The sequence below is a fragment of the Burkholderia sp. Bmkn7 genome (assembly GCF_041103175.1).
Taxonomy (GTDB): Bacteria; Pseudomonadota; Gammaproteobacteria; order Burkholderiales; family Burkholderiaceae; genus Burkholderia; species Burkholderia cepacia.
In genome coordinates, this window is the sequence record NZ_JBGCUH010000002.1 from 3221028 (window position 1) to 3242480 (window position 21453).

Here is a 21453-nt window from a genome sequence, read left to right on the forward strand (position 1 = left end):
AGGGGCGCCGATGTCTCAAACGCGACACGCGTTTGAACGGCGCCGACATCGATGGCGGAAATACGAAAGTCGGGCGGGAACCGATGGAAAGGTTTCGCGGGCGGCGTGACGCGCGGGGGGCGGGCCGGTCGTCGCGATCGGCCGCCCCTCTCCCGGGCAGGCGCTACCCGCCCTGATTCTCGCGAATGATCGCGGCCGCCGCCGCTTCCGCGTCGCTCGCCACCCCGTCGTGCACGCGCGTGCTGACGGCCGGCGTCGGCGGCTCGCTGTCGAGCGCGTGGCCGTTGCGGTCGTGCGTGTCGACCGTGGCGCGCATCGACAGCCCGACGCGCAGCGGATGCGCGGCGAGATCGCGCGGCTCGAGCGCGATGACGACCGGCACGCGCTGCACGACCTTGATCCAGTTGCCGGCCGCGTTCTGCGACGGCAGCATCGAGAACGCGCTGCCCGTACCCGCCGAGAAGCCCTGCACACGGCCGCGATAGGTCACGCGCGAGCCGTAGAGATCCGACACGACCTCGACCGGCTGCCCGATGCGCATGTGGCGAATCTGCCCTTCCTTGAAATTCGCCTCGATCCACAGCTGGTTGAGCTGCACGATCGACATCAGCGGCACGCCGGGCCCGACCTGCTGGCCGACCTGCACCGAACGCTGCCCGATCGTGCCGTCGACGGGCGCGACGATCGTCGTGCGCTTCAGGTTGCGGTACGCGAGCTTGAACTGCGCGGCCGCCTGCACGACGGCCGGGTTTTCGTCGACGGGCAGCCTGGTGCCGAGCGCGCGCGCCGCGTCGAGCTGCGCCTGCGCGGCCGCGAGATTCGCCTGCGCACCGGCGACCGCCGCCCGTGCACGTGCGAGTTCCTCGGGGGCGACGATCTCGACCGACGCACCGGAGCGCGCGGCGAACGCGCGCTGCGCGAGCGACAGGTCGGCGCGTCGCGCGTTCACGGCCTCGACGTACATCGTGTTCGAGATCTTCGCGTTCGCGACCTGCCGCACGGCCTGTGCGAGCTGCGCCTTCGCCTGCGCGAACGCGACGGACGCCTCGGTGTCGTCGAGCTTCACGAGCGTCTGGCCGGCGCGCACGGCCTGCGTATCGGCGACCACGACGTCGGTCACCGATCCCGGGATCTGCGCGGCGACCTGCACGATGCTGCCGGCCACGTACGCATCGTCGGTGTCTTCGTAATAACGATCGCTCAGCAACCAGTATGCGATCCACGCAAGCGCGGCCACCAGCACGACCGCGAAGTACACGATGAAGCGCTTGCGACGCGTCGCGCGGCGCGCGTCGAGTGCAGGATCGTTCAGTGCGGCCGGCGGCGCGGCGGTATGTAGGTTGTCGTGGTGCATCAGTCGCTTTGCGTAACGATCAGACGATCGTGCTGGAACAGAGGGATCGGCGGCATGACCGACTGGCTCGGCGCCGGAGTCGCAGCCGCCGTGCGCGCGGGAACGGCGGTGCCGCGAGGCGTCGCGCCGACAGCCGGCGTGCGTGCCGCGTCGTCGCGTCGTGCGGCCGCGGTATCCGATGCGGCGACGACCTGCGGGACGGCCACGCTCCGCGCATGCGCATCGGCCGACGGCCCCGCCATCGATGTGCCCGCGTTCGCGGCGGATGCGGTCGTGGCGGTCGCAGCCGCCATCGCGCGTGCTGCGGGCGCTGCCGGTGCGACGGTCGACGCACCTCGTTTCGCCGCCCCGCTACGCGCCCGATGCGCGGCCGGCGCCTGCGCGACCGTCGCGCCCGCATCGAACCCGCCGCCCAACGCACCGACCAGCCCGACACGCAGCGTGCGCTGCCGGCCGAGCAGCGCGATCAACTGCGCGCGCTCGTCGATCAGCGTGAGATCCGCGACATCCACGTCCTTCTGCATCAGCACACCGCGCCGATGGCGGTCGGTCGCGATCTGCACGATCTTTTGCGCGGCCGCGACCGCATCCTGCTGCTGCGCGACGAGTGTCTGCGACGTCTGCAGCGACGTGACGAGTTGCGCGACCTGCCCGAGCGCATCGTCGACGGTCTTGTTGTACAGCCCGATCGCCACATCGGCCTGCGCGACGTCCGCACCGAGCTTCGCCTTCAGCCGGCCGCGATCGAAGACCGGCAGCGAGATCGCCGGGCCGACCGAACCGGCGAGCGCGTCGCGCGAGAACAGCGACGCGGGCGTCAGCGCGAACACGCCGCCGAGCGCAACGAGGTTCACGTCCGGATAGAACTGCGCGCGCGTCGATTCGGCATTCGCGAACGCGGCTTCGACGCGCAACCGCGCGGCGACGATGTCGGGCCGGCGGCCGAGGAGACCGGCCGGCAGCCGCGCGGGCAACGCGCCGCCGGCAAATGCGCCGACGCGCGGCCGCTGCAGCGCGAGCCCGCGCTCCGGGCCGCGGCCCGACAGCACGCCGAGCTGCAATTGCGCGAGCTTGATCTGCTCGTCGTTCTGCGCGATCTGCGCGAGCAGCTTGCTGCGCTTGATCGAGGCATCGCTCGCGTCGTATGCGTTGTCGAGCCCACGCGCGGTGCGCTCGCGCAGCACGGTCGTCACGCGCTGGCTCACCTTCAGCTTCTGCTGCAGCAGTTCCTGCATCGCATACGCCTGGTCGAGCTGGCAGTACACGGTGACGATCGCGACCGCCAGCGTGAGCCGCACCTGCTCGGCCTCGACCCGCGCCGCTTCACGCAGCGACATCAGGCTCTTCGTCGCGGCGCGGTTCTTGCCCCACAGGTCGAGCTGGTAGTTGAGCCCGACGAACACCGACGACGGCGATACGTTCGGATCGCCGAAGATCTCGACCGGCACGCGGTAGCCGCCGACCGACACGTTGGCGACGTCGTCGCCCGGCTTCGGCATCCGCGCGCGGCTGACCGTTGCGCCGGCCGTGCCCGTCAGCCCCGTCAACGAATCGAACTGCTGAAGCTGCGCCTGCGCGATCCGCAGCCGCGCCTGCGCAACCTGCAGGTCGGGGTTGTTCTGCGATGCCTCGGCGACCAGCGCATCGAGCTGCGGATCCCGCAACTGCTTCACCCAGTCAGGCGCGGGCCATGCGCCGTTCACGCCGGGGCCGGCCGTCTGCGCGAGCGCATCGTCGGCCGGCGCGTGCAACGACAGCGACGGCAGGAAGCCCGTCGGCACGCATCCGCCCAATGCCAGCGACACCGCCGCGGCACCGATCGCCGCGCCGCCCTTCATGCGGTGCGCCCAACCCGCCGCTTGTTTCACCCGCCGCATCTCGCTCCTCATCCCTGCTGAATGCGCTGCTCGACGCGCCGCGCACGCTCGGCCAGCCGTGGCCGCGTGCGCTCGAGCGGACCGAGCCGGCCGAACAGGCCGTCCGCGATGCCGAACAGGATGCCGGCGAGCTTCGCGCGCTTGTCGCGTTCGACGAGCGCGATCTGCACGACCTGCCACACGGTCAGCAGGTTCGGCACGATCGCCACCGGAAAGCGCAGCCCGTACTGCATCCCGAGCTGCACCGCATTGCGTGCGCTGTAGTAGCGCCGTTGCCACGAGTGATTCATCGACGTCATTTCGAACGGGCCGATCGCGTGACGCTGCTTCGCGCCGATCCGGTGCGGCAGCACCAGCGACGGCACGACATAAAGCGGCACGTTGCGCGCCAGTGCGCGAAAGCTGTACTCGGTGTCGACGTGATCGATGAACAGCGTCTCGTCGAAGCGGCCGAGCACGTCGAACGCATCGCGCGACACGACGCAGCCCGACGAGATCAGGAACGCGCAACGCTGCAGCGACGCGCCCGGCTCGATGCGCAAGCGGCGCAGCCCGATCCCGTTGGTCGAGAGTTCGGGCAGGAAACTGCGCGCGTTCTCGTCGAAAATGCGCGGGCCGGCCAGAAACGCGCGCCCCGCGAGCCCTGCGCAGACGTCGCGCATCGCCGGGAAATACGCGGCGGGCACGGACGAATCCTGGTCGAACAGCGCGACGGCATCGACGCGGTCGCGAAACAGCGCCGCGAGGCCCGCGTTGTACGCGCCGGCTATGCCGCCGCGATTGCCGTGATGCAGCAGCGCGATGCCTTCCCTATCGCACAGCGCGCGCGCCCGTGCATCGGGCTGCGGCGTGTTGTCGACGACGAGCAGCGCGTCGCACGCGTGCCGCCAGGTGCCGAGCGCGTCGAGCTGCGCGTCGCTCGGGTGATACAGGATCACGAGTGCGCCGAGTGTCGTCATGTTCCTCTCCTCAATGCCCGAACGACGCGGCCGCGCCACGCTTCGGCCGCGTCAGCCACATCATCGCCGCGAGTGCGAGACACGTCATGCTCGCCATCCAGAACATGTCGTTGGTCGCCATCATGTAGGCCTGCTGCATCACGACCTGGTGCAGCGTCGTCAGCTCGCGCACGCCGTCCACGCCCATCGCGTTCAGCGTGTGCACGAAGCGCTGCGTGTTCGCCGATGCGTGCGTGACGGATTGCGACACGACGTCGTAGTGATAGGTCGCGCGGTTGTCCCACAGCGTCACGCTCATCGCGGTGCCGAACGCGGCCGACAGCGTGCGCAGGAAGTTCGACAGGCTCGACGCGGCGGCAAGCCGGTCGTCCGGAATGCGCGACAGCGTTGCGGCCGTCAGCGGAATGAAGAAGCACGGCAGCCCGATCCCCTGGATCAACCCGGGCGCGGCGATCTGCGCGAACGTCATCTTCAGCGTGAAATGCGCATCCCACGCGAGCACGGCCGCGAACACGAGGAAGCCGAAGGTCGCGAGCACGCGCGCGTCGAAGCGATGCGCATGCAGCCCGACGAGGATCGAGAACACCAGCGCGAGCACGCCGAGCGACGCCGTCGCGAGCCCCGCGTGAAACGCGTTGTAGCCCATCACGGCCTGCATCCACAGCGGAAACACGACACCGACCACCGAGAAGCTCATCATCCCGAGCGAGATGATCAGCACGCAGAACGAGAACGTGCGATCGCGGAACAGGCTCAGGTCGACGACGGGATGCGCCTCGCCCGCCTCCCAGATCAGCAGCGACACGATCGCGAGCGCCGCGACCACCGCCAGCGTGACGATCAGCGGTGAACCGAACCAGCCGCGATCATGGCCGAGATCGAGCATCGCCTGCAGCGAGCCGACGCCGATCACGAGCAGCACGATGCCCGGCACGTCGATCGGGCCGGCCGTGCCGCGTTGCGCGTCGGGGCGCAACATCGCGGTGCAGACCGCGAACGAGAACAGCCCGATCGGCAGGTTGATCAGGAAGATCCACGGCCACGAGAAGTTGTCGACGATCCAGCCGCCGACCACCGGCCCGAAGATCGGCGCGAGCAGCACCGTCATCGCCCACAGCGCGAGCGCGATCGTGCGCTTGTCCGGCGGGAACGTGCGCAGCAGGATCGTCTGCGACAGCGGCACCATCGGCCCCGAGCACAGCCCCTGCAGCGCGCGGCAGATCACGAGCACGTGCAGGTCGCGCGCGAGCCCGCACAGCAGCGACGTCAGCGTGAACAGCAGCACCGCGCCGACGAACAGCCGCAGTTCGCCGACGCGGCGCGCGAGCCAGCCCGTCAGCGGCACCGCGATCGCGGCCGCGACCGAATACGAACTGATCACCCACGTGCCCTGGCTGTTCGAGACGCCGAGACTGCCGGAAATGGCCGGCACCGCGACGTTCGTCACGGTCGAGTCGAGCACCTCGATGAAGGTCGCGAGCGACAGCGCGAACGTCAGCAGCGCGAGCCGGATGCCGCGCACCGGCTGCGCGGCCGGTTCCGACGCCGGGGCCGGCGCATCGAACGCGGACGCCGCGACGGGCCCGTCGTGAAGCGGCGACGCGGTGCTCATGCGCCGGCCGCCGCGACAGCGGCCCGCGCGGTTGCCCGCGTGCGCTTCGGCGCGAACCGTTCGATGAAATCGGCGGCCGCGCGACAGCCGTCCGGCGCGGCGGCGAGCAGCGCACGGGCGCGCTCCGCATGCACCGCGAACGCGGGTTCGTCGAGCACGTGCGCGAGCGCCGCGCCGAGGCGCGCACCGTCGATCGGGCCGTCCACGCGCACGCCGCAGCCGCTCGCCGCGACGCGTTGCGCGTTGTCGAACTGGTCGTGCGCGAACGGCGTGACGACCTGGACGATCCCGGCTTCGAACGCGAGCGCCGCCGTGCCGATCCCGCCGTGATGCACGAGCGCGCGGCAGCGCGGCAGCAGCGTGCGCATCGGCACGAAACGGCGCACCAGCAACCGGTTGCCGTCCGGCGCCGCATCGTGCGGCGTCAGCAGGATCCCGCGCGCGCCGGTCGCGCGCAGCGCGTCCGCCACCGCGCGCGCATACGCCGCGTGATCGACGAGCGTCGAGCCGGCCGTGAACACGACGGGTGGCTCGCCGGCCGCAAGAAACGCATCGAGTTCCGCATCGTCGTCAGGCACCGCGATATCGTTGAACAGCGGAAAACCGCTTTGCAGATGATTCGACGGCCAGTCCGGCTGCGGCGGCGCGAACCAGCCGGGAAACAGGCACAGCACGCCGTCGGTGGAATGCAGCCAGCGGCCCAGCACGCGCCGCGCGGGCGCGAGCCCGAGATCGCGGCGCACCGCGTTGAGCGCGGGGCCGCATGTGCGATCGAGCACCTGGCGCTCGATCAGCGTCATCAGCGCCGTCTTCACGGGCAGCGGCCAACGCGCGGGAATCGTCAGGCGCGGGTGGGTCGGCGGCGCATGCGCGGACAGCAGCGTCGACGGCGACACCTGCACCGACACATACGGCGTGCCGTGCAGCTCCTGCATGAAGCGCGCGGAGAACGCCCACAGCGTGCCGACGAGCACCGTGTCGCCGTCGGCCAGCGCACGCAGCGCGTCGTAGTGCGGGCGCAGCGTCGGTGCGATCACCTGCCACAGCGTGCGAAACGACGTGCGCGAATCCCACAGCGCGGGGTTCGCCATCGCGGCCTCGTATTCGGCCGCGGTGCCGATCGGCACGAATTCGAACCCGCAATGGCGCACGGCCGCCTCGAACGGCGCGTGCGTGCAGAACACGACGTCGTGGCCGCGCGCCGCGAGCGTGCGCGCGACGCCGAGCAGCGGATACACGTCGCCCGCCGAGCCGATCGCGGTCACGATCATCTTCGCCATCGCGCGCCTCGCGGGGATCAGTAGAAGCCGGGAATCAGCGCCGCGACCTCGCGGCGGTACTGCGTGTATGCCGGCCCGAAATACCCGGTCAGCCAGCTTTCCTCGACACGCACCTTGTACGCGAGCGACGCGAACACGAGCAGCACGCCGATCGCGCCGCGCCATTCGCCGCCGATCAGCGCGGCACCGGCGAGCGCGATCAGGCAGCCCGTATAGATCGGGTGACGCACGAGCGCGTACGGCCCGGTGCGCACGAGTTCATGGTCTTCCTTCAGCGTGACCGACACGCTCCAGTTCGTGCCGAGATGCAGCCGCGCCCACACCGAGAACAGCAGGCCCGCGACCAGCACCGCGAGCCCGCACTGCGCCTGCAGGCCGAAGCGCTGCCAGTCGGGCACGAGTGCCTGCCACGACGGATCGGGCAGGATGATCAGCGCGCCGCCGACGATCAGCGGAATCGACTGCAGCGTGCGCGAGCGCGACGCTTCCTTGCGCACGGTCGCCTTCACGCCTTGCGAAGTGGCGATCCAGTAGGCGAGCCACGCGGCCCACGGAACGACGATGGCGATGGTCTGAACGATATTCACGGCTGGCCTGCCTCGTTGGGATGGGAATTCGGATGCGCGTTGCGTACCGGACGCACGGCGCGCGGCGTCACGACGACAGCGCGTGCATCGGCGCGGGCACGCACGCCTGCGCGGCGGCGAGCGCGATGCCGGGGGCGAGCGACGACTCGCCGCAGAAAAAGTCGAGCAGCGCCGCACGCGTGTATTCGCGCTGCGCGCGGCCTTCGATGTCGAGGAAGTGGCCGGCGTCCGGCACCGTCGCGAACCGCGCGCGCGGCACGTGCGCGCCGAGCTGGCGCACGTCGGCGGGCGTCGTGTATTCGTCACGCTCGCCGTTCAGGAACAGCAGCTCGCAGCCGATGTTCGAGAACTCGCTGAGGTAGCGCTCGGGCTGCAGCGACAGGATCTGGTCGACGTGGAACGCGACCTGGTCCTGTTCGTCGCGCGGCAGGCGCGTGAGATAGCGGTAGTTGTACAGCTTCATGATGCGCGGCAGGTAGCGGCCGACGGTGTCGTTCAGCAACTGCGCGGCCTTCAGGTTCTCGCCGGCCGCGATGTGGTCGCGGGCGCGCGTCACGTAGTCGACCATCGCGTCGTTCAGGAACGGCGAGAACGAGCAGATCGCCGCGCGCCGCACGCTCGGGCAGCCGCGCGCGAGCGCGAACAGCGACGCCACGCCGCCCCACGATACCGACACGAGGTAGGCCGGCGCGAAACGCTCGACCAGGTACTGCAGGATCGCGGCTTCGTCGTCTTTCGTCAGGATGAAGCAGCCCGGATTGTGCTGGCGCGACTGCCCCGCGTACGGCAGGTCGAAGCAGATCGTGTTCATCCGCTCGCCGAGATACTGGACGGTCTGCCCGAACGACGCGGTCGTCGCGAGCGCGCCGTTGACGAGCATCGCCGTGTCGAACGCCGGGTCGAACACGTTCCGTTCGACGTAGACCTTCAGACCATTCGGTAGCGGGACCACGTGTTTTTCGGTCAGCATCGTCGTTCTCCGGTGGATGCGGCGTCTCGACGTCGCGGCATGCTGCAGGTGCGCAATGGCTGCGCCGGTTTTCGCGCGCAATCCGAATCGCGCGGTTGGCCAATGCGCCGCGGCAATACCGGCGGCATCGATTCATTCCTCGTAGTGCGGCGCCATACTAATACGGACAATATTACTGACTCAAGTCATTCCAACGATACCCTCTACTCTGTCAGGAAATACCGCCGCTTCAAATTATTCCGTCATTTTTTATGGTAAGCGGAATCCTTTCGAGGGTGACCGCAATCGTTTGCGGAGCGCCGGCCCAAGCCCGCCTTACCATGCATTATTCATTGCAAATCAATGACTTGATCCGTTTCATTCGCTTATTTCAAACGGATTTTCATGAATGAATCGTGACGTCGTTTCTTCGTCCGACTTCGATATTTCACCGAATATCACATAGCTCAATATTCTTTCATTTCGCAATCGCTTCGGCACCCGTAACGATTAACCGGATTGATTGCCTAATTCAGAAAGCGTTTTAAACAAACTTCTGTTTTCTTAACCATCTTTCGATTATTTTTCCGCACCTGCACAACGCTCGGCCGACTGCCCTTTCGTCTGCCCGGCACCCGTCGTCACCATCAGACCCCGATTTTTTATTGATTGAACGATCAATAAAAAACCGCTAAGCTCTCGACTTCCATGGACGGCCCGTCCGGGCGAAGGGAGTCGCGATGCCGAAAGTCGGAATGCGGGAGATTCGCCGCGCACAGTTGATCGACGCCACGCTGCGTTCGATCGACGAAGCGGGCCTGCCCGGCACGACGCTCGCGTCCGTCGCGCAGCGCGCGAACATCTCGACGGGTATCGTCAGCCACTACTTCGGCGACAAGGACGGCCTGCTCGAAGCGACGATGCGGCACGTGCTGCGCGACCTGTGGTCGGCCACCACGCGCCGCCGCGTGGCGGCACGCAAGGACCCGCGCTCGCGGCTGCGCGCGATCGTCGCCGCGAACTTCGACGACACACAGGTGAGCGCGCCCGTCATGAAGACGTGGCTCGCGTTCTGGTCGCAGAGCATGCACGACCCGATGCTCAAGCGCCTGCAGCACGTCAACACGCGGCGCCTCCATTCGAACCTGTGCGCGGAATTCGCGAAGGCGTTGCCGCGTACGCAAGCGCGCGAAGCCGCCAGCGGCCTCGCCGCGCTGATCGACGGCCTGTGGCTGCGCGGCGCACTCGCCGGCGGCCCGATCGACACCCGGGCTGCATTGAAGCTCGCCCACGATTACATCGACCTGCTGCTCGCGTCCGACTGACGCGCGACGCAGTCGCCCTCAAGGAGATCCTCATGTCCGTATTCGGTTTGCAGCGCCTCTACATCGGTGGCGGTTACGTCGACGCCACGAGCGGCAAGACTTTCGACACCTTCGATCCCGCCACCGGCGAACTGCTCGCGCAGGTGCAGCAGGCCAGCGCGGCCGACGTCGATCGCGCGGTTGCATCCGCGCAGGAAGGCCAGCGTGAATGGGCCGCGATGACCGCGATGCAGCGCTCGCGCATCCTGCGCCGCGCGGTCGACCTGCTGCGCGAGCGCAACGACGAGCTCGCGGCGCTGGAAACGCGCGACACGGGCAAGCCGATCGCCGAGACGCTCGCGGTCGACATCGTCACCGGCGCGGACGTGATCGAGTACTACGCGGGCCTCGCCACCGCGATCGAAGGGCTGCAGGTGCCGCTGCGCGCCGAATCGTTCGTCTACACGCGGCGCGAGCCGCTCGGCGTGTGCGCGGGCATCGGCGCATGGAACTACCCGATCCAGATCGCGTGCTGGAAGACGGCACCCGCGCTCGCGGCCGGCAACGCGATGGTGTTCAAGCCGAGCGAAGTCACGCCGCTCACCGCGCTGAAGCTCGCGGAGATCTACACGGAAGCCGGTGTGCCGGCCGGCGTGTTCAACGTCGTGCAGGGCGACGGCTCGGTCGGCGCGCTGCTGACGGGTCATCCGGACATCGCGAAGGTGTCGTTCACGGGCGGCGTCGAGACGGGCAAGAAGGTGATGTCGCTGGCCGGCGCATCGTCGCTGAAGGAAGTGACGATGGAGCTCGGAGGCAAGTCGCCGCTGATCGTGTTCGACGATGCGGATCTCGACCGTGCGGCCGACATCGCGGTCACCGCCAACTTCTTCAGCTCGGGCCAGGTCTGCACCAACGGCACGCGCGTGTTCGTGCACCGTTCGGTCAAGGACGCGTTCACGCAGAAGGTGCTCGAACGCGTGAAGCGCATCCGCGTGGGCAAGCCGACCGACGCCGACACCAACTTCGGCCCGCTCGTATCGGCCGCGCAGCTCGACAAGGTGCTCGGCTTCATCGAAAGCGGCAAGGCCGAAGGCGCGAAGCTGCTCGCGGGCGGCACGCGCCTGACGGACGGCCACTTCGGCGGCGGCCAGTACGTCGCGCCGACCGTGTTCGGCGATTGCCGCGACGACATGAAGATCGTCCGCGAGGAAATCTTCGGGCCGGTGATGAGCATCCTCGATTTCGAATCGGAAGACGAAGTGATCGCCCGCGCGAACGACACGCACTACGGGCTCGCCGCCGGCGTGGTGACGGAGAACCTGTCGCGCGCGCACCGCACGATCCATCGCCTCGAAGCCGGCATCTGCTGGATCAACACGTGGGGCGAATCGCCGGCCGAGATGCCGGTTGGCGGATACAAGCAATCCGGTGTCGGACGCGAGAACGGCATCACGACGCTCGAGCACTACACTCGAATCAAGTCGGTACAGGTCGAGCTCGGCCGCTACAACCCGGTGTTTTAAGGATCACGAAAGGAGATTGACCGTCATGACGACACGCGAATACGACTACATCATCTGCGGCGCGGGTTCCGCGGGCAACGTGCTCGCAACGCGCCTGACGGAAGATCCGGACGTGACGGTGCTGCTGCTCGAAGCGGGCGGCCCCGACTACCGCTTCGACTTCCGCACGCAGATGCCGGCGGCGCTCGCCTATCCGCTGCAGGGCCGCCGCTACAACTGGGCGTACGAAACCGACCCCGAGCCGCACATGGACAACCGCCGGATGGAATGCGGGCGCGGCAAGGGGCTCGGCGGCTCGTCGCTGATCAACGGGATGTGCTACATCCGCGGCAACGCGCTCGACTACGACAACTGGTCGACGCACAAGGGCCTCGAGAACTGGACGTATCTCGACTGCCTGCCGTACTTCAAGAAAGCCGAGACGCGCGACGTCGGCCCGAACGACTATCACGGCGGCAGCGGCCCCGTGTCGGTCACGACCAGCAAGCCGGGCGTGAATCCGCTGTTCGAGGCGATGGTCGACGCGGGTGTGCAGGCCGGTTATCCGCGCACCGACGACCTGAACGGCTATCAGCAGGAAGGCTTCGGGCCGATGGACCGCACCGTCACGCCGAAGGGCCGCCGGGCGAGCACCGCGCGCGGCTACCTCGACCAGGCGCGTGCACGGCCGAACCTCGAGATCGTCACGCATGCGCTCGCTGACCGCATCCTGTTCGACGGCAAGCGCGCATCGGGCGTCACGTACCTGCGCGGCAACGAACGGGCGACCGCGCATGCGCGCCGCGAAGTGCTCGTGTGCAGCGGCGCGATCGCGTCCCCGCAATTGCTGCAGCGCTCGGGCGTCGGCCCCGGCGCGTGGCTGAAGGCGCTCGACATTCCCGTCGTGCTCGACCTGCCCGGCGTCGGCCAGAACCTGCAGGATCACCTGGAGATGTACATCCAGTACGAGTGCAAGGAGCCCGTCTCCCTGTACCCGGCGCTGAAGTGGTGGAACCAGCCGAAGATCGGCCTCGAATGGATGCTGAACGGTACGGGCCTCGGCGCGAGCAACCATTTCGAGGCGGGCGGCTTCATCCGCACGCGCGACGACGACCTGTGGCCGAACATCCAGTATCACTTCCTGCCGGTGGCGATCAACTACAACGGCTCGAACGCGATCGAGATGCACGGCTTCCAGGCGCACGTCGGCTCGATGCGCTCGCCGAGCCGCGGCCGCGTGAAGCTGCGCTCGCGCGATCCGAACCAGCATCCGAGCATCCTGTTCAACTACATGGCCGAAGCGCTCGACTGGCGCGAGTTCCGCGATGCGATCCGCGCGACGCGTGAAATCATGCGGCAGCCGGCGCTCGACCGCTATCGCGGCCGCGAACTGAACCCGGGCGCGGACTGCAAGACCGACAAGGAACTCGACGCGTTCGTGCGGGCCCGCGCGGAAACCGCGTTCCATCCGTCGTGCTCGTGCAAGATGGGTTACGACGATATGGCGGTGGTCGACGAAGCAGGCCGCGTGCACGGGCTGGAAGGGCTGCGCGTGGTCGATGCGTCGATCATGCCGATCATCACGACCGGCAACCTCAATGCGCCGACGATCATGATCGCGGAGAAAATCGCGGACAAGATTCGTGGCAAGCAACCGCTCGCGCGTGTCGACGTGCCCTATTTCGTCGCGAACGGGGCGATGGCGCGGAATGTCGCGAAGGCCGTGCGGCAGCCGGAGACGGTTTGACGACGGCGGACGCACTGCCCGCTCATCAATATACTGACGAAGCGCCGCCGACAGGGATTGTCGGCGGCGTATTTACGTGCATCCTCACCGGTGAGCGCGACCCACCGGAGCCTGGCGAAGCAGGGCAACGTTCTCGTTGATGCGGCCCTGGATCGTGCGCAGGGTATCTCGAGTAATGATCCGCGGGTACATGTTCTCGGCCATGCCCGAGAATTGACCGGCCACTTCGCAAATGTCGTCGATCATCCTGCCGGCAACGTCCTGGGGCACTTCGGCTTCCTCGGCAAGCCGAAGCATGTGCGTGCGGGAAATCTCCAGTGCCTCCCCCATCACGTCCATCTGGTGATATCCACCGGGCCCCTCGCAGAAGGTCACATCGTAGGCCGGCGCCAGTTTCCACTGACCATGTGGCGCCATGACGTAGGCGAAGTTCTTGGGATGGTCGTCGCGGTTGTTGAACGCGACGTTGAAGACGGCGCGCTCGAAGGCCCTCCTCATCTCTCGCACGTCGTTGGTACAGATCCGGGTCGCCCGCAAGAAGTTGAGGTAGTCCAGCGAACCCGCATGCCGGTAATCGGCCCCCGTAAACGCCGCGAGACTCTGCATGGGGACACGCGATCCCTCATGCCGATCAAAGCGCTTGCTGGCGAACGCCGCCAGCCCATTGGGCAAACTGAAGTACTGCGTGTCCGGAGTCTCGATGCCACATCTGCGCAGACATTCGGCGTAGACCATCTCGATGGCGCACACCTCGGCGTGCTCGTCTCTTGCGGGGAACTTGACCAGCCAGGCTTCGAAGCCCGGTGTGGCGGCCGTGGTCAACCCGCCGGTTTGCGGATCGCGATAGATCAGGACCTTGGGCCGTGCACCTTGGGGCGAGCCGCCCACCCGCAGCAACGTCTGCAGGAACTCACCCCCTTCACCATGGAGCACGTCCTGAATTTCGGCAGCAAGCTGTTCCAGCGGGATGTGGGCGTCCGGCGCTTCCCCTTCGGGTGCGACGGGTTCGAACGCCATGGCCCCCATCGCGTTGCTGCCGATATACGCCAACCGCTCCAGGGCGCCAATGCGCGCCGTGTTGAGCCCACGGCGCCGGAACATACGGTCCATCAGCAGCATGCCCCACCCGTCCGGCAACGCGTCATAGACAGGCCCCGGCAGTTGCAATTGATGAACCGGGAAATCTCGCCGCAACCGGGGACCCTCCAGCGGCAATGTGTACAAAGACAGCTCCAGGCCCCTCTGCCTCGCCTCGTTGCTGTACTCGAACACGATCAGCGGGCGACCGGTCAGCGCAGTCGTGGAGACCAGCGTGCCCCAAAGCCACCGCTCCCCCCAGCCCTCATAGAAAACATTCACTTGTTCAGGCATCGCCGGATTTCCTCCTCGTACGGAGGCGCTTGGCTGATTTCTCGTAGCGCAGAATGTCCTCGATGCTGTCCAGCTTTGGCTGGAACAGGCCTTCGAGCTCCTTGATCCGGCCGAGCGCCATCGCCACCCGGACCACGGCCTCGAAGCCGACATTGCGCCCGGCCTCCAGGTTCGACACGGTGTTGGTCGCGATGCCGGCACGCCCCGCAAGATCCGACTGCGTCATGCCCGCAGCCAGACGCTCGGTGCGCAGGCGCTCGCAGAGTCGCTTGACGACCTCGCTCGGCTTGCTGAAGCTTAAATCCAACATAGTGCGTCTTACACCCTTTCCATGCCGGTTAACACCCAAAATTATAGAATTAACGCCACCTTGGCTCAAGGAGGTTAATTCTTTAATTCTGCGTTTTATCGGCAAAATTACCAGCTTAGCCACAGTATGTTGGATTTAAGTGGCTTCCCCTCAAAGATGCGGTCGATCAGATCGCCCCGCGGCTGCGCGAACGATCCGGGGCAGTGCAAAGGCCGGATTCCGTGTTGCACGGGTGCACGGCCTTGTTCGCGCCTCTTCGAGGATCGTGGCGGAGCCGACCGGCTGCTTGGGCTTTGCTGCAGCTCGTGGGTGAAGAGCCGGCTGCATGCCGGGAGAGTCGGCTTTCTGCTGCTGCAGCGAAGACGAGCGCCGAGCGCTACGGTGACGTCGGGAGCTGGTCCTCGCAGGTCGGGCTCAGCCGCTATTGACCTCCTGCCGCAACCGCTCGACATCCACGCGCTTCAGATAGTTCGTGATGTTCTGCCAGATCGGATGGAACCCGTAGCCGCCATGCTGCAGCTCGTCGAGCGCCTGCTCGCGCGTCCAGCCCTGGTACACCATCCGGTACAACGCCGACACGAGGCCGGTACGATCGGCGCCGTGCTGGCAGTGGATCAGCACCGGGCCGTCCTGGTCGGCCGTACGCAGCGCCTTCAGCGCCGCGACCATGTCTTCGTCGCGGATGTCCCAGGTGTTGATCCGGATGCGCTGCATCTTGATCTGCGTGCCGGCCAGGATGCTGTCGTCCGCGTGAAACGAACGGAAGCTGATGACCTTGCGAATGCCGAGCTTCTGCAGTTCCGGCACATCCGCGCGCGACAGCTGCGCACTGCGGTACAGCGTCGGCGTGATGCGATGCAGGTTGTTCACATGCGCATCGGTCACGCCCTGCGCCCATTTGATCGGCCTCGGCCGGGCGGACACCTCGGAGGCCGGGTCCGCATGGGCCGGTTGCACGAGCCCGGCGAGCGTGACGGAGAGCGCGGCGATGAAGGCGAGTTTCATGTCGGGTCGGGGATCAGTAAAACGCGCGCTTGCGCTCGCGGGAAAGAATGAACAGCACGATCGCGGCGGCGCTCATCGTCCAGTAGTCGGTCGGTGCCACGCCGAACCAGTGGATATGCCACGGCACGTTGGCGGGATTGAAGCGGGCGAGACCGTAGGCCGGATTCAGCACGAACCACAGGAAATCCTCGGTCAGCCAGAACACCATGATGCACGCGACGATCCGCGCTTCGATGCGCCACGACCACCGTCGGTTGAACACGGCCGGCCAGTGAAAGAACAGCGCGACGAACGGGAAGACCCACGCGTGGTAGCCGGTCATCGGCCGCCCGCCCCAGAAGATGTCGAGCAGCCAGTGATGCTCGATGCGCCACGTCGGCAGGTTGGCCGCCCAGCCCGCGCTGCCTTCGATCTGGATCTCCACGTTCGCGAAGAAATACGCGAGCAACACGACCCATGCAACGACAAACAGCGTATGGCGCGTCGGCACGAAGCGCGCGACGCTCATGCGGCGGGCTCCAGGCCCAGCACGCGATCGAGCACGAAGCGGCCGGCGAGCGGCCGGCCGAGCGGCGCGAGGCGGCGGCGCATGTCGGCGAGACGCTCCGGCGCCTGCAGCAGCGCGCGGATCCGGTAGACGAGCGCGTCGTCGTCGATCGCCTTCAGCGCGACACCCTGTTCGAGCAGGAAATCCGCATTGCGCTCTTCCTGGCCCGGAATCGGCGAGTTGACGATCATCGGCAACTGCATCGCGAGACATTCGGACGTCGTCAGGCCGCCCGGCTTCGTGATGACGAGGTCGGCGCAGGCCATCAGGCGCTCGACCTGCTGCGTGAAGCCCTGCGGAAACAACCGGCCCGGATGCTGCGCGGCGAGCGCCTGCAGCGACGCGAGCATCGCCTGGTTCTTGCCGGCCAGCGCGATCAGCTGGAAGTCGGCGTCCATCCCGAGCAGGCGCGCCGCCAGCACGTCGAGCCCGCCGAGGCCCGCGCCGCCGGACATCATCAGGAAGGTCGGGCGCGCGGGATCGAGGCCGTACTCGGCCGCGCAGGCCGCGCGATCGAGCGGCTGGCCGAACGCCGGCATGATCGGGATGCCGCTGACGTGCACTGTTTCAGGCGCCATGCCGCGCGCATGCATGCGCCACGCGATCTCGTCGTTGGCCGCGAAATAACCGCGCATGTTCGGCACGACCCACATGCTGTGCAGGTCGAAATCGGTGACCTGCACCCACACCGGCGTGTCGACGCGCGCCTTGCGGATCTCGCGCGACAGCAGCTCGGCCGGCAGGAAGTGCGTGCAGATGATCGCGTCCGGGCGCTGGCGTTCGATCTCCGCGAGCAGCGCCCGGCAATTGAGCCGCTCGATCGCGCGCCGGATCTTCTGCGACGGGGCGGCGGGATCGACTTCGTCCGTCTTCTGGTACAGGTAGCCCCACAGCGCCGGCTGGCTGCTGACGAGCTTGATGTAGAGATCGGTGTACAGCTTGCGGAAGCCGGTGGACACGAAATCCATCACGTCCAGGTGGGTGGCGTCGATGCCGGCGGGATGATGGTCGGCGAATGCGCGGATCGCTTCGGCCGCTCGGGTATGGCCGGCGCCGGCGCTGACGCTCAGGAGGAGGATCTTCTTGTTTTGCTTTGACATCTGACTGACCGTTTCGATAAAGGTGGTCGGAACGCGGGTTCGCGGCGGCGCTCTCACACGGCGGCTGTTTGCGTCCGGCTTACAGCAAGCTTGGCAATTCTTCGGCGACGCGGGCGGGCTGTGACGTCGAAGCGGTCGCCGGCATCGTCTGCGGAATCATACTGCGTTCGGGCGATGGCGCCGGAATCGGGGGGCGCAGGCGGGATGGATGGTGCGGTGTGCGGCCAGTGTGGACTGGTGACGGCATGACGGCTCGGCGCGCTGCCGCCCGATGCCCGTTCGCGTGAGCGAACGGGGTCCGGCATGGCGCGCGAATCAGGATGCGCGTACGCGAATCGTTTGGCATCCTTGCGGATTACTTCGAAAGAGGCTTCGGAAAAGCTGGCGCGTCAGCCGGCCTTGCCCCCTTGCTCGTGGAATCAGGGCGCTACACCGGCCCGCTTCCGCATCCGCTTCCCGCGGACGATCGGATTCCATCGCGATGTCAGGCTCATTGCGCCACGCAGGTGATCGAACGCGATGTCCTCCTTCGGCCCGAAGCGATCGACTGCCGGCCACGCGAGCACGTGATCGAGCCACGCCTGCCACTCGTCGCCATGAAAGCGGCGACCGATTTCGCGCACGACGTCCGGCGCTTCGATCACGATGCCCGCCAGCGCGTAGTAAGCCCAAAAGCTGCCCGCACCGACGAGTCGATCCAGCCTGCATACGGATAACGCCGCGAGCAGCCCGTCCACCGACGCGAGATCGGCGCGATGCGTGCGGATCGCCCGCGCGACGAGGTTGTGCTCACCGCCATACGCGGCAATGGAGATCCCGTTGCCGGCAGCGAGCACGGCCGAGAACGTCACGAGCGCAGCCATCTCGTCGATGCGCGATGCATCGTCACGCGGCCCGCATACATGCAGCACGATCGCGTCGATGACGGCGCCCGGCAGGGTCGACGTTTCTCCGCTCGCCGCCGCGATGACGGCGAGCCTGTCTCTCAGGTTCTTCGCAGGCAGCGTGTCGCCCTGCACGCCCGTCTCATGTGCGGTGCATGTGCCGGCATCCCCCCCGCTGCATTCGAGACCGCCGGCAATCCGCTCGAGTGCGGCCCAGCCGACATCGGGATCGTCGAATGCGCACGCATCGATCACGCCGTGCGCGGTGTCGAACACGGCTCGCGAGCCGGGACAACTGCGTTCGGCTTCGGCGAGCTGCTGCATCGAAGGCACATGCGAGCATGCGCCGTGCGGGTCGGTCAGGTCGCATGCACAGGCGCTGCCGTCCGATACGATCCACGGCGCGAGCCCGTGAAGCACGGCCGTTGCGTCACGAGACAGATTCGCGCCTGTCCGCATGCGTATCGCCTGCGACGCGGCGACGGTTGTGTCGCCGGCGTCGGCCGCCATCGCGACGCAAGCGGCAGCGTCGAGATGTTCGATCAGGTACTGCAGCCACGCGGCCGTGCGCAGCCGGTCAGGCGTCGCGCCGCGGGCATCGCCATACTTTGCTGGATCGGTAAGCATGGGTCTTCCGGGATAGTTCTGGCCAATTTGGAATAGTGGTAATTCAGTCGAATCGGATGGCGCGGTACGCCGTACCGATCCTGCAACGCCACACGCATCGGATCGCGATACGTGCGGCCAGCCTGTCGTCACGCGGATACGGAAGACGGCTCGAGCGCATCGACGAAGCGGCAACCCGTGTACATCCCGCACGGCCTTCGTGAACGGCGAGTTCCCCGCTTCGACTCTCGACGCTTACTGCACGTGGAACTTCGGCGACGTCATGATCCAGCCGTTCACCGTGCAATCCGGCGTCAGCACGGCGTTGTTGAGCGTCAGCCGCGAGTCCGGATCACTCCACGCCGTCGTGACCTTGCTCGGTCCGCAAGTACCGAGCACCCGCATGTCCAGCTTCACGTTGTCGATCGACACTTGCGTCGTGCTGCCCACGTTTCCCGTCCATGGCGCCGCACTGCTCGCGCTACCGGTGAACAACACGCACAATGTGCCGCCGGTGAACTGGGTCGACGTGATGTTGATGGTGCCGGTCGGCGTGACCGTGCCGTTGACCGTCGTCGTACAGGAGATCGGACTGAACGCTCCCTTCTGGACCGACGTGAGCCCCGACGCGGAAAACGGCTCGCCGTTCGGATTCATCGGCTGGCCGTCCACGCGCGAAACGGTCACAGCAAAAGCAGGCGCGGCCGAACCCGCGGTGAATGCCACTGCAGCAACAAGCGATGCAATTTGACGAATGTTCATCTGTACGGCCTCTCTCTTGATATATGGCGGCCTTACACGAGAAACGCGACCGCTCTGCCGAATGAATCCGGCCGCCGCGCCCATGCACGCGACGGCACGAGCCCATCGAAACCGCGAATACCCGCCGCACCTGTCGCACGGCCCTCGCGCGCGGCGGGTACCCGCTTCGATCCGCGACGCTTACTGCACGTGGAACTTCGGCGACGTCAGCACCGTGCCGCCCACCGTGCAATCCGGCGTCAGCGTGGCGTTATTGAACGTCAGCGAAGAGTTCGTATCGCTCCACGTCGTGACAACCTTGCTCGGCCCGCAGGTGCCGAGCAGCGTGACGTTCACCTTCACGTTGTTGATCGACAATTGCGTCGTGCTGTCGGCCTGCCCCGTCCACGGCGACGTGCTGCTCGCGCTGCCGTTGATCAACGAGCATGTCGCGCCGCCCGAGAACGTCGTCGACGTGATGTTGACGATGCCGGTCGACGTGATCGTGCCGTTGAACGTCGCGGTACAGCCTGCGCTGATCGCGCCCTTGCTGAGGTTCGTGAGCCCGGTCGCCGAGAACGGCTCGCCATTCGGGTTCATCGGCTGACCATCAGCCCGCGAAACGGTGACTGCGAAAGCAGGCGCGGCGGAAACCGCGGTGAAAGCCACTGCAGCAACAAGCGATACGATTTTGCGAATGCTCATTTGAACTGCCCCCTCTCTTCACAAATGGCGGCACGCCGCCAGGAACGCGACCGCCCGGCCGGATCGTTCCGGCCCGACGGTCGCAGGAAGCCGCCGGTGCGCGTCATGCGCGCCGGACGGCTCAGAACTTGTAGGAAATCCCGACGAACGTGATCAGCGGATCCGCCTTCAACCGTGTGCGCGTGGTGGCGAGCGTCGAACCGTCGGCCGCCTTGATCACGAGCGACGAGTAGGTCTTCAGCGGCATGTACGTCAGCGTCGCCGTCAGCCCCCAGTGCTTGTCGATCGCGTAGCTCGCGCCCACGTTGTAGACCGGCGTGAACGACGACGACGCCTTGCCCTCGACCGACGTCGGCCCCGGCTTGCCGGCGCCCGCCGCGAGCACGCTGCCGAGGTTTTCGTTGATGTCCTTCGCGAAGTTGCCGTTCAGTTCGATGTTGCTGAACCAGCTGTAGGCCACGCCGATCCCGACGAACGGGCGGAACTTCGCCGTCGGCGAATTGAAGTAGTACTGCAGAATGATCGTCGGGCTCCACTGCCTTGCGTTCTTCACGGCCGGCTGGTTGGCCGGGTTGTCCATGTTGACGCTGCCCAGCGCGCCGGACGGCCCGGGCGGCCTGATCGTGCCGTGCCCGGTCAGCGTGAACTCCGGCGGCACGCCGAGCACCGACGTCACCGCGATGTGGTCGGTAAAGAAGTGCGTGAGCGTCAGGCCGACCGTATCGGCGTTGTTGACAGTCAGGCTCGTGCCCGGCGACGTGAACGACCCGGGAAGGCGCAGCGGCCCGTTGATCGGCATGCCGGCGAGATTCGTCGTGAGCCCGTTGGTCGAATCCTGCGGCATGATGTGCAACCAGCCCAGCGTCGCGACGTTGTCGCCCGCCTGCTGGGCCGATGCGAGCGTCGATATGCCTGCGACGACACCCGCGACAATCAGCTTCTTCATGAAGTCTCCTTCTCGTTCTGTCCGGGCGCCGCGCCCCTTCGCGCGGCGCCGCCGTGTCTCCATCCGG

19 protein-coding genes are annotated in these 21453 nt (G+C 67.0%); 3 read left to right on the top strand and 16 right to left on the bottom strand.

All coding sequences use genetic code 11. The annotated features are described in order from the left end of the window. Nucleotides 1-163 precede the first annotated feature (163 nt). The 7 genes from AB3K92_RS20320 to AB3K92_RS20350 form a co-directional block, all read right to left on the bottom strand. Nucleotides 164-1354, bottom strand: a complete 1191-nt coding sequence (locus tag AB3K92_RS20320) for an efflux RND transporter periplasmic adaptor subunit (protein ID WP_369465703.1) — start codon at nt 1352-1354, stop codon at nt 164-166. Next, complete coding sequence (locus AB3K92_RS20325) at nt 1354-3231, bottom strand: efflux transporter outer membrane subunit (RefSeq protein WP_369465704.1); 1878 nt, start codon at nt 3229-3231, stop codon at nt 1354-1356. The genes AB3K92_RS20320 and AB3K92_RS20325 overlap by 1 nt, the downstream gene beginning before the upstream one ends. 8 nt (nt 3232-3239) lie before the next feature. Then, nucleotides 3240-4190: a glycosyltransferase family 2 protein gene (locus AB3K92_RS20330; RefSeq protein ID WP_021162575.1), complete on the bottom strand. Its 951-nt coding sequence runs from the start codon at nt 4188-4190 to the stop codon at nt 3240-3242. A gap of 10 nt (nt 4191-4200) precedes the next feature. Next, complete coding sequence (locus tag AB3K92_RS20335; protein ID WP_059494921.1) at nt 4201-5802, bottom strand: DHA2 family efflux MFS transporter permease subunit; 1602 nt, start codon at nt 5800-5802, stop codon at nt 4201-4203. Continuing rightward, entirely contained in the window at nt 5799-7082 is a 1284-nt protein-coding gene (locus tag AB3K92_RS20340) for a glycosyltransferase (RefSeq protein WP_059812653.1), read from the bottom strand. Before AB3K92_RS20340 ends, AB3K92_RS20335 begins: the two co-directional genes overlap by 4 nt. A gap of 17 nt (nt 7083-7099) precedes the next feature. After that, complete coding sequence (locus tag AB3K92_RS20345; RefSeq protein ID WP_021160336.1) at nt 7100-7669, bottom strand: isoprenylcysteine carboxylmethyltransferase family protein; 570 nt, start codon at nt 7667-7669, stop codon at nt 7100-7102. Nucleotides 7670-7736: 67 nt separating this feature from the next. Then, a complete protein-coding gene (locus AB3K92_RS20350) occupies nt 7737-8639 on the bottom strand; it encodes an alpha/beta fold hydrolase (protein WP_059620296.1) in 903 nt (300 codons plus the stop codon). Between the two features lie 719 nt (nt 8640-9358). Here AB3K92_RS20350 and betI point away from each other — a divergent pair. The 3 genes from betI to betA are packed head-to-tail and all read left to right on the top strand — an operon-like array spanning nt 9359 to nt 13171. Further along, complete coding sequence (gene betI / locus AB3K92_RS20355; RefSeq protein WP_021160333.1) at nt 9359-9943, top strand: transcriptional regulator BetI; 585 nt, start codon at nt 9359-9361, stop codon at nt 9941-9943. A gap of 32 nt (nt 9944-9975) precedes the next feature. Beyond that, nucleotides 9976-11445: a betaine-aldehyde dehydrogenase gene (gene betB / locus AB3K92_RS20360; protein WP_027789748.1), complete on the top strand. Its 1470-nt coding sequence runs from the start codon at nt 9976-9978 to the stop codon at nt 11443-11445. Between the two features lie 25 nt (nt 11446-11470). Then, a complete protein-coding gene (betA, locus tag AB3K92_RS20365; RefSeq protein ID WP_193094458.1) occupies nt 11471-13171 on the top strand; it encodes a choline dehydrogenase in 1701 nt (566 codons plus the stop codon). Nucleotides 13172-13255: 84 nt separating this feature from the next. Here the strand turns inward: betA and AB3K92_RS20370 are convergent, their stop codons facing one another. The 9 genes from AB3K92_RS20370 to AB3K92_RS20410 form a co-directional block, all read right to left on the bottom strand. After that, nucleotides 13256-14542 (bottom strand): type II toxin-antitoxin system HipA family toxin, encoded by a 1287-nt coding sequence (locus AB3K92_RS20370; RefSeq protein ID WP_124842077.1) that lies wholly within the window; start codon nt 14540-14542, stop codon nt 13256-13258. Next, nucleotides 14535-14849: a helix-turn-helix domain-containing protein gene (locus tag AB3K92_RS20375; protein WP_319002050.1), complete on the bottom strand. Its 315-nt coding sequence runs from the start codon at nt 14847-14849 to the stop codon at nt 14535-14537. Before AB3K92_RS20375 ends, AB3K92_RS20370 begins: the two co-directional genes overlap by 8 nt. 417 nt (nt 14850-15266) lie before the next feature. Further along, entirely contained in the window at nt 15267-15857 is a 591-nt protein-coding gene (locus AB3K92_RS20380) for a dual specificity protein phosphatase family protein (RefSeq protein WP_021160329.1), read from the bottom strand. A gap of 13 nt (nt 15858-15870) precedes the next feature. Beyond that, entirely contained in the window at nt 15871-16365 is a 495-nt protein-coding gene (locus tag AB3K92_RS20385; protein ID WP_048026409.1) for a hypothetical protein, read from the bottom strand. Then, on the bottom strand, nt 16362-17504 hold the full coding sequence (locus AB3K92_RS20390) for a glycosyltransferase (RefSeq protein WP_176130160.1): 1143 nt from the start codon (nt 17502-17504) through the stop codon (nt 16362-16364). The genes AB3K92_RS20385 and AB3K92_RS20390 overlap by 4 nt, the downstream gene beginning before the upstream one ends. A 419-nt stretch (nt 17505-17923) precedes the next feature. After that, nucleotides 17924-19015 (bottom strand): hypothetical protein, encoded by a 1092-nt coding sequence (locus tag AB3K92_RS20395; RefSeq protein WP_369465707.1) that lies wholly within the window; start codon nt 19013-19015, stop codon nt 17924-17926. A gap of 234 nt (nt 19016-19249) precedes the next feature. Next, nucleotides 19250-19756, bottom strand: a complete 507-nt coding sequence (locus AB3K92_RS20400; protein WP_369465708.1) for an activator protein — start codon at nt 19754-19756, stop codon at nt 19250-19252. Nucleotides 19757-19936: 180 nt separating this feature from the next. Continuing rightward, nucleotides 19937-20440 (bottom strand): hypothetical protein, encoded by a 504-nt coding sequence (locus AB3K92_RS20405; RefSeq protein WP_021160324.1) that lies wholly within the window; start codon nt 20438-20440, stop codon nt 19937-19939. Nucleotides 20441-20561: 121 nt separating this feature from the next. After that, nucleotides 20562-21386 (bottom strand): OmpW family protein, encoded by an 825-nt coding sequence (locus AB3K92_RS20410; protein ID WP_048026405.1) that lies wholly within the window; start codon nt 21384-21386, stop codon nt 20562-20564. Between the last annotated feature and the right edge of the window lie 67 nt (nt 21387-21453).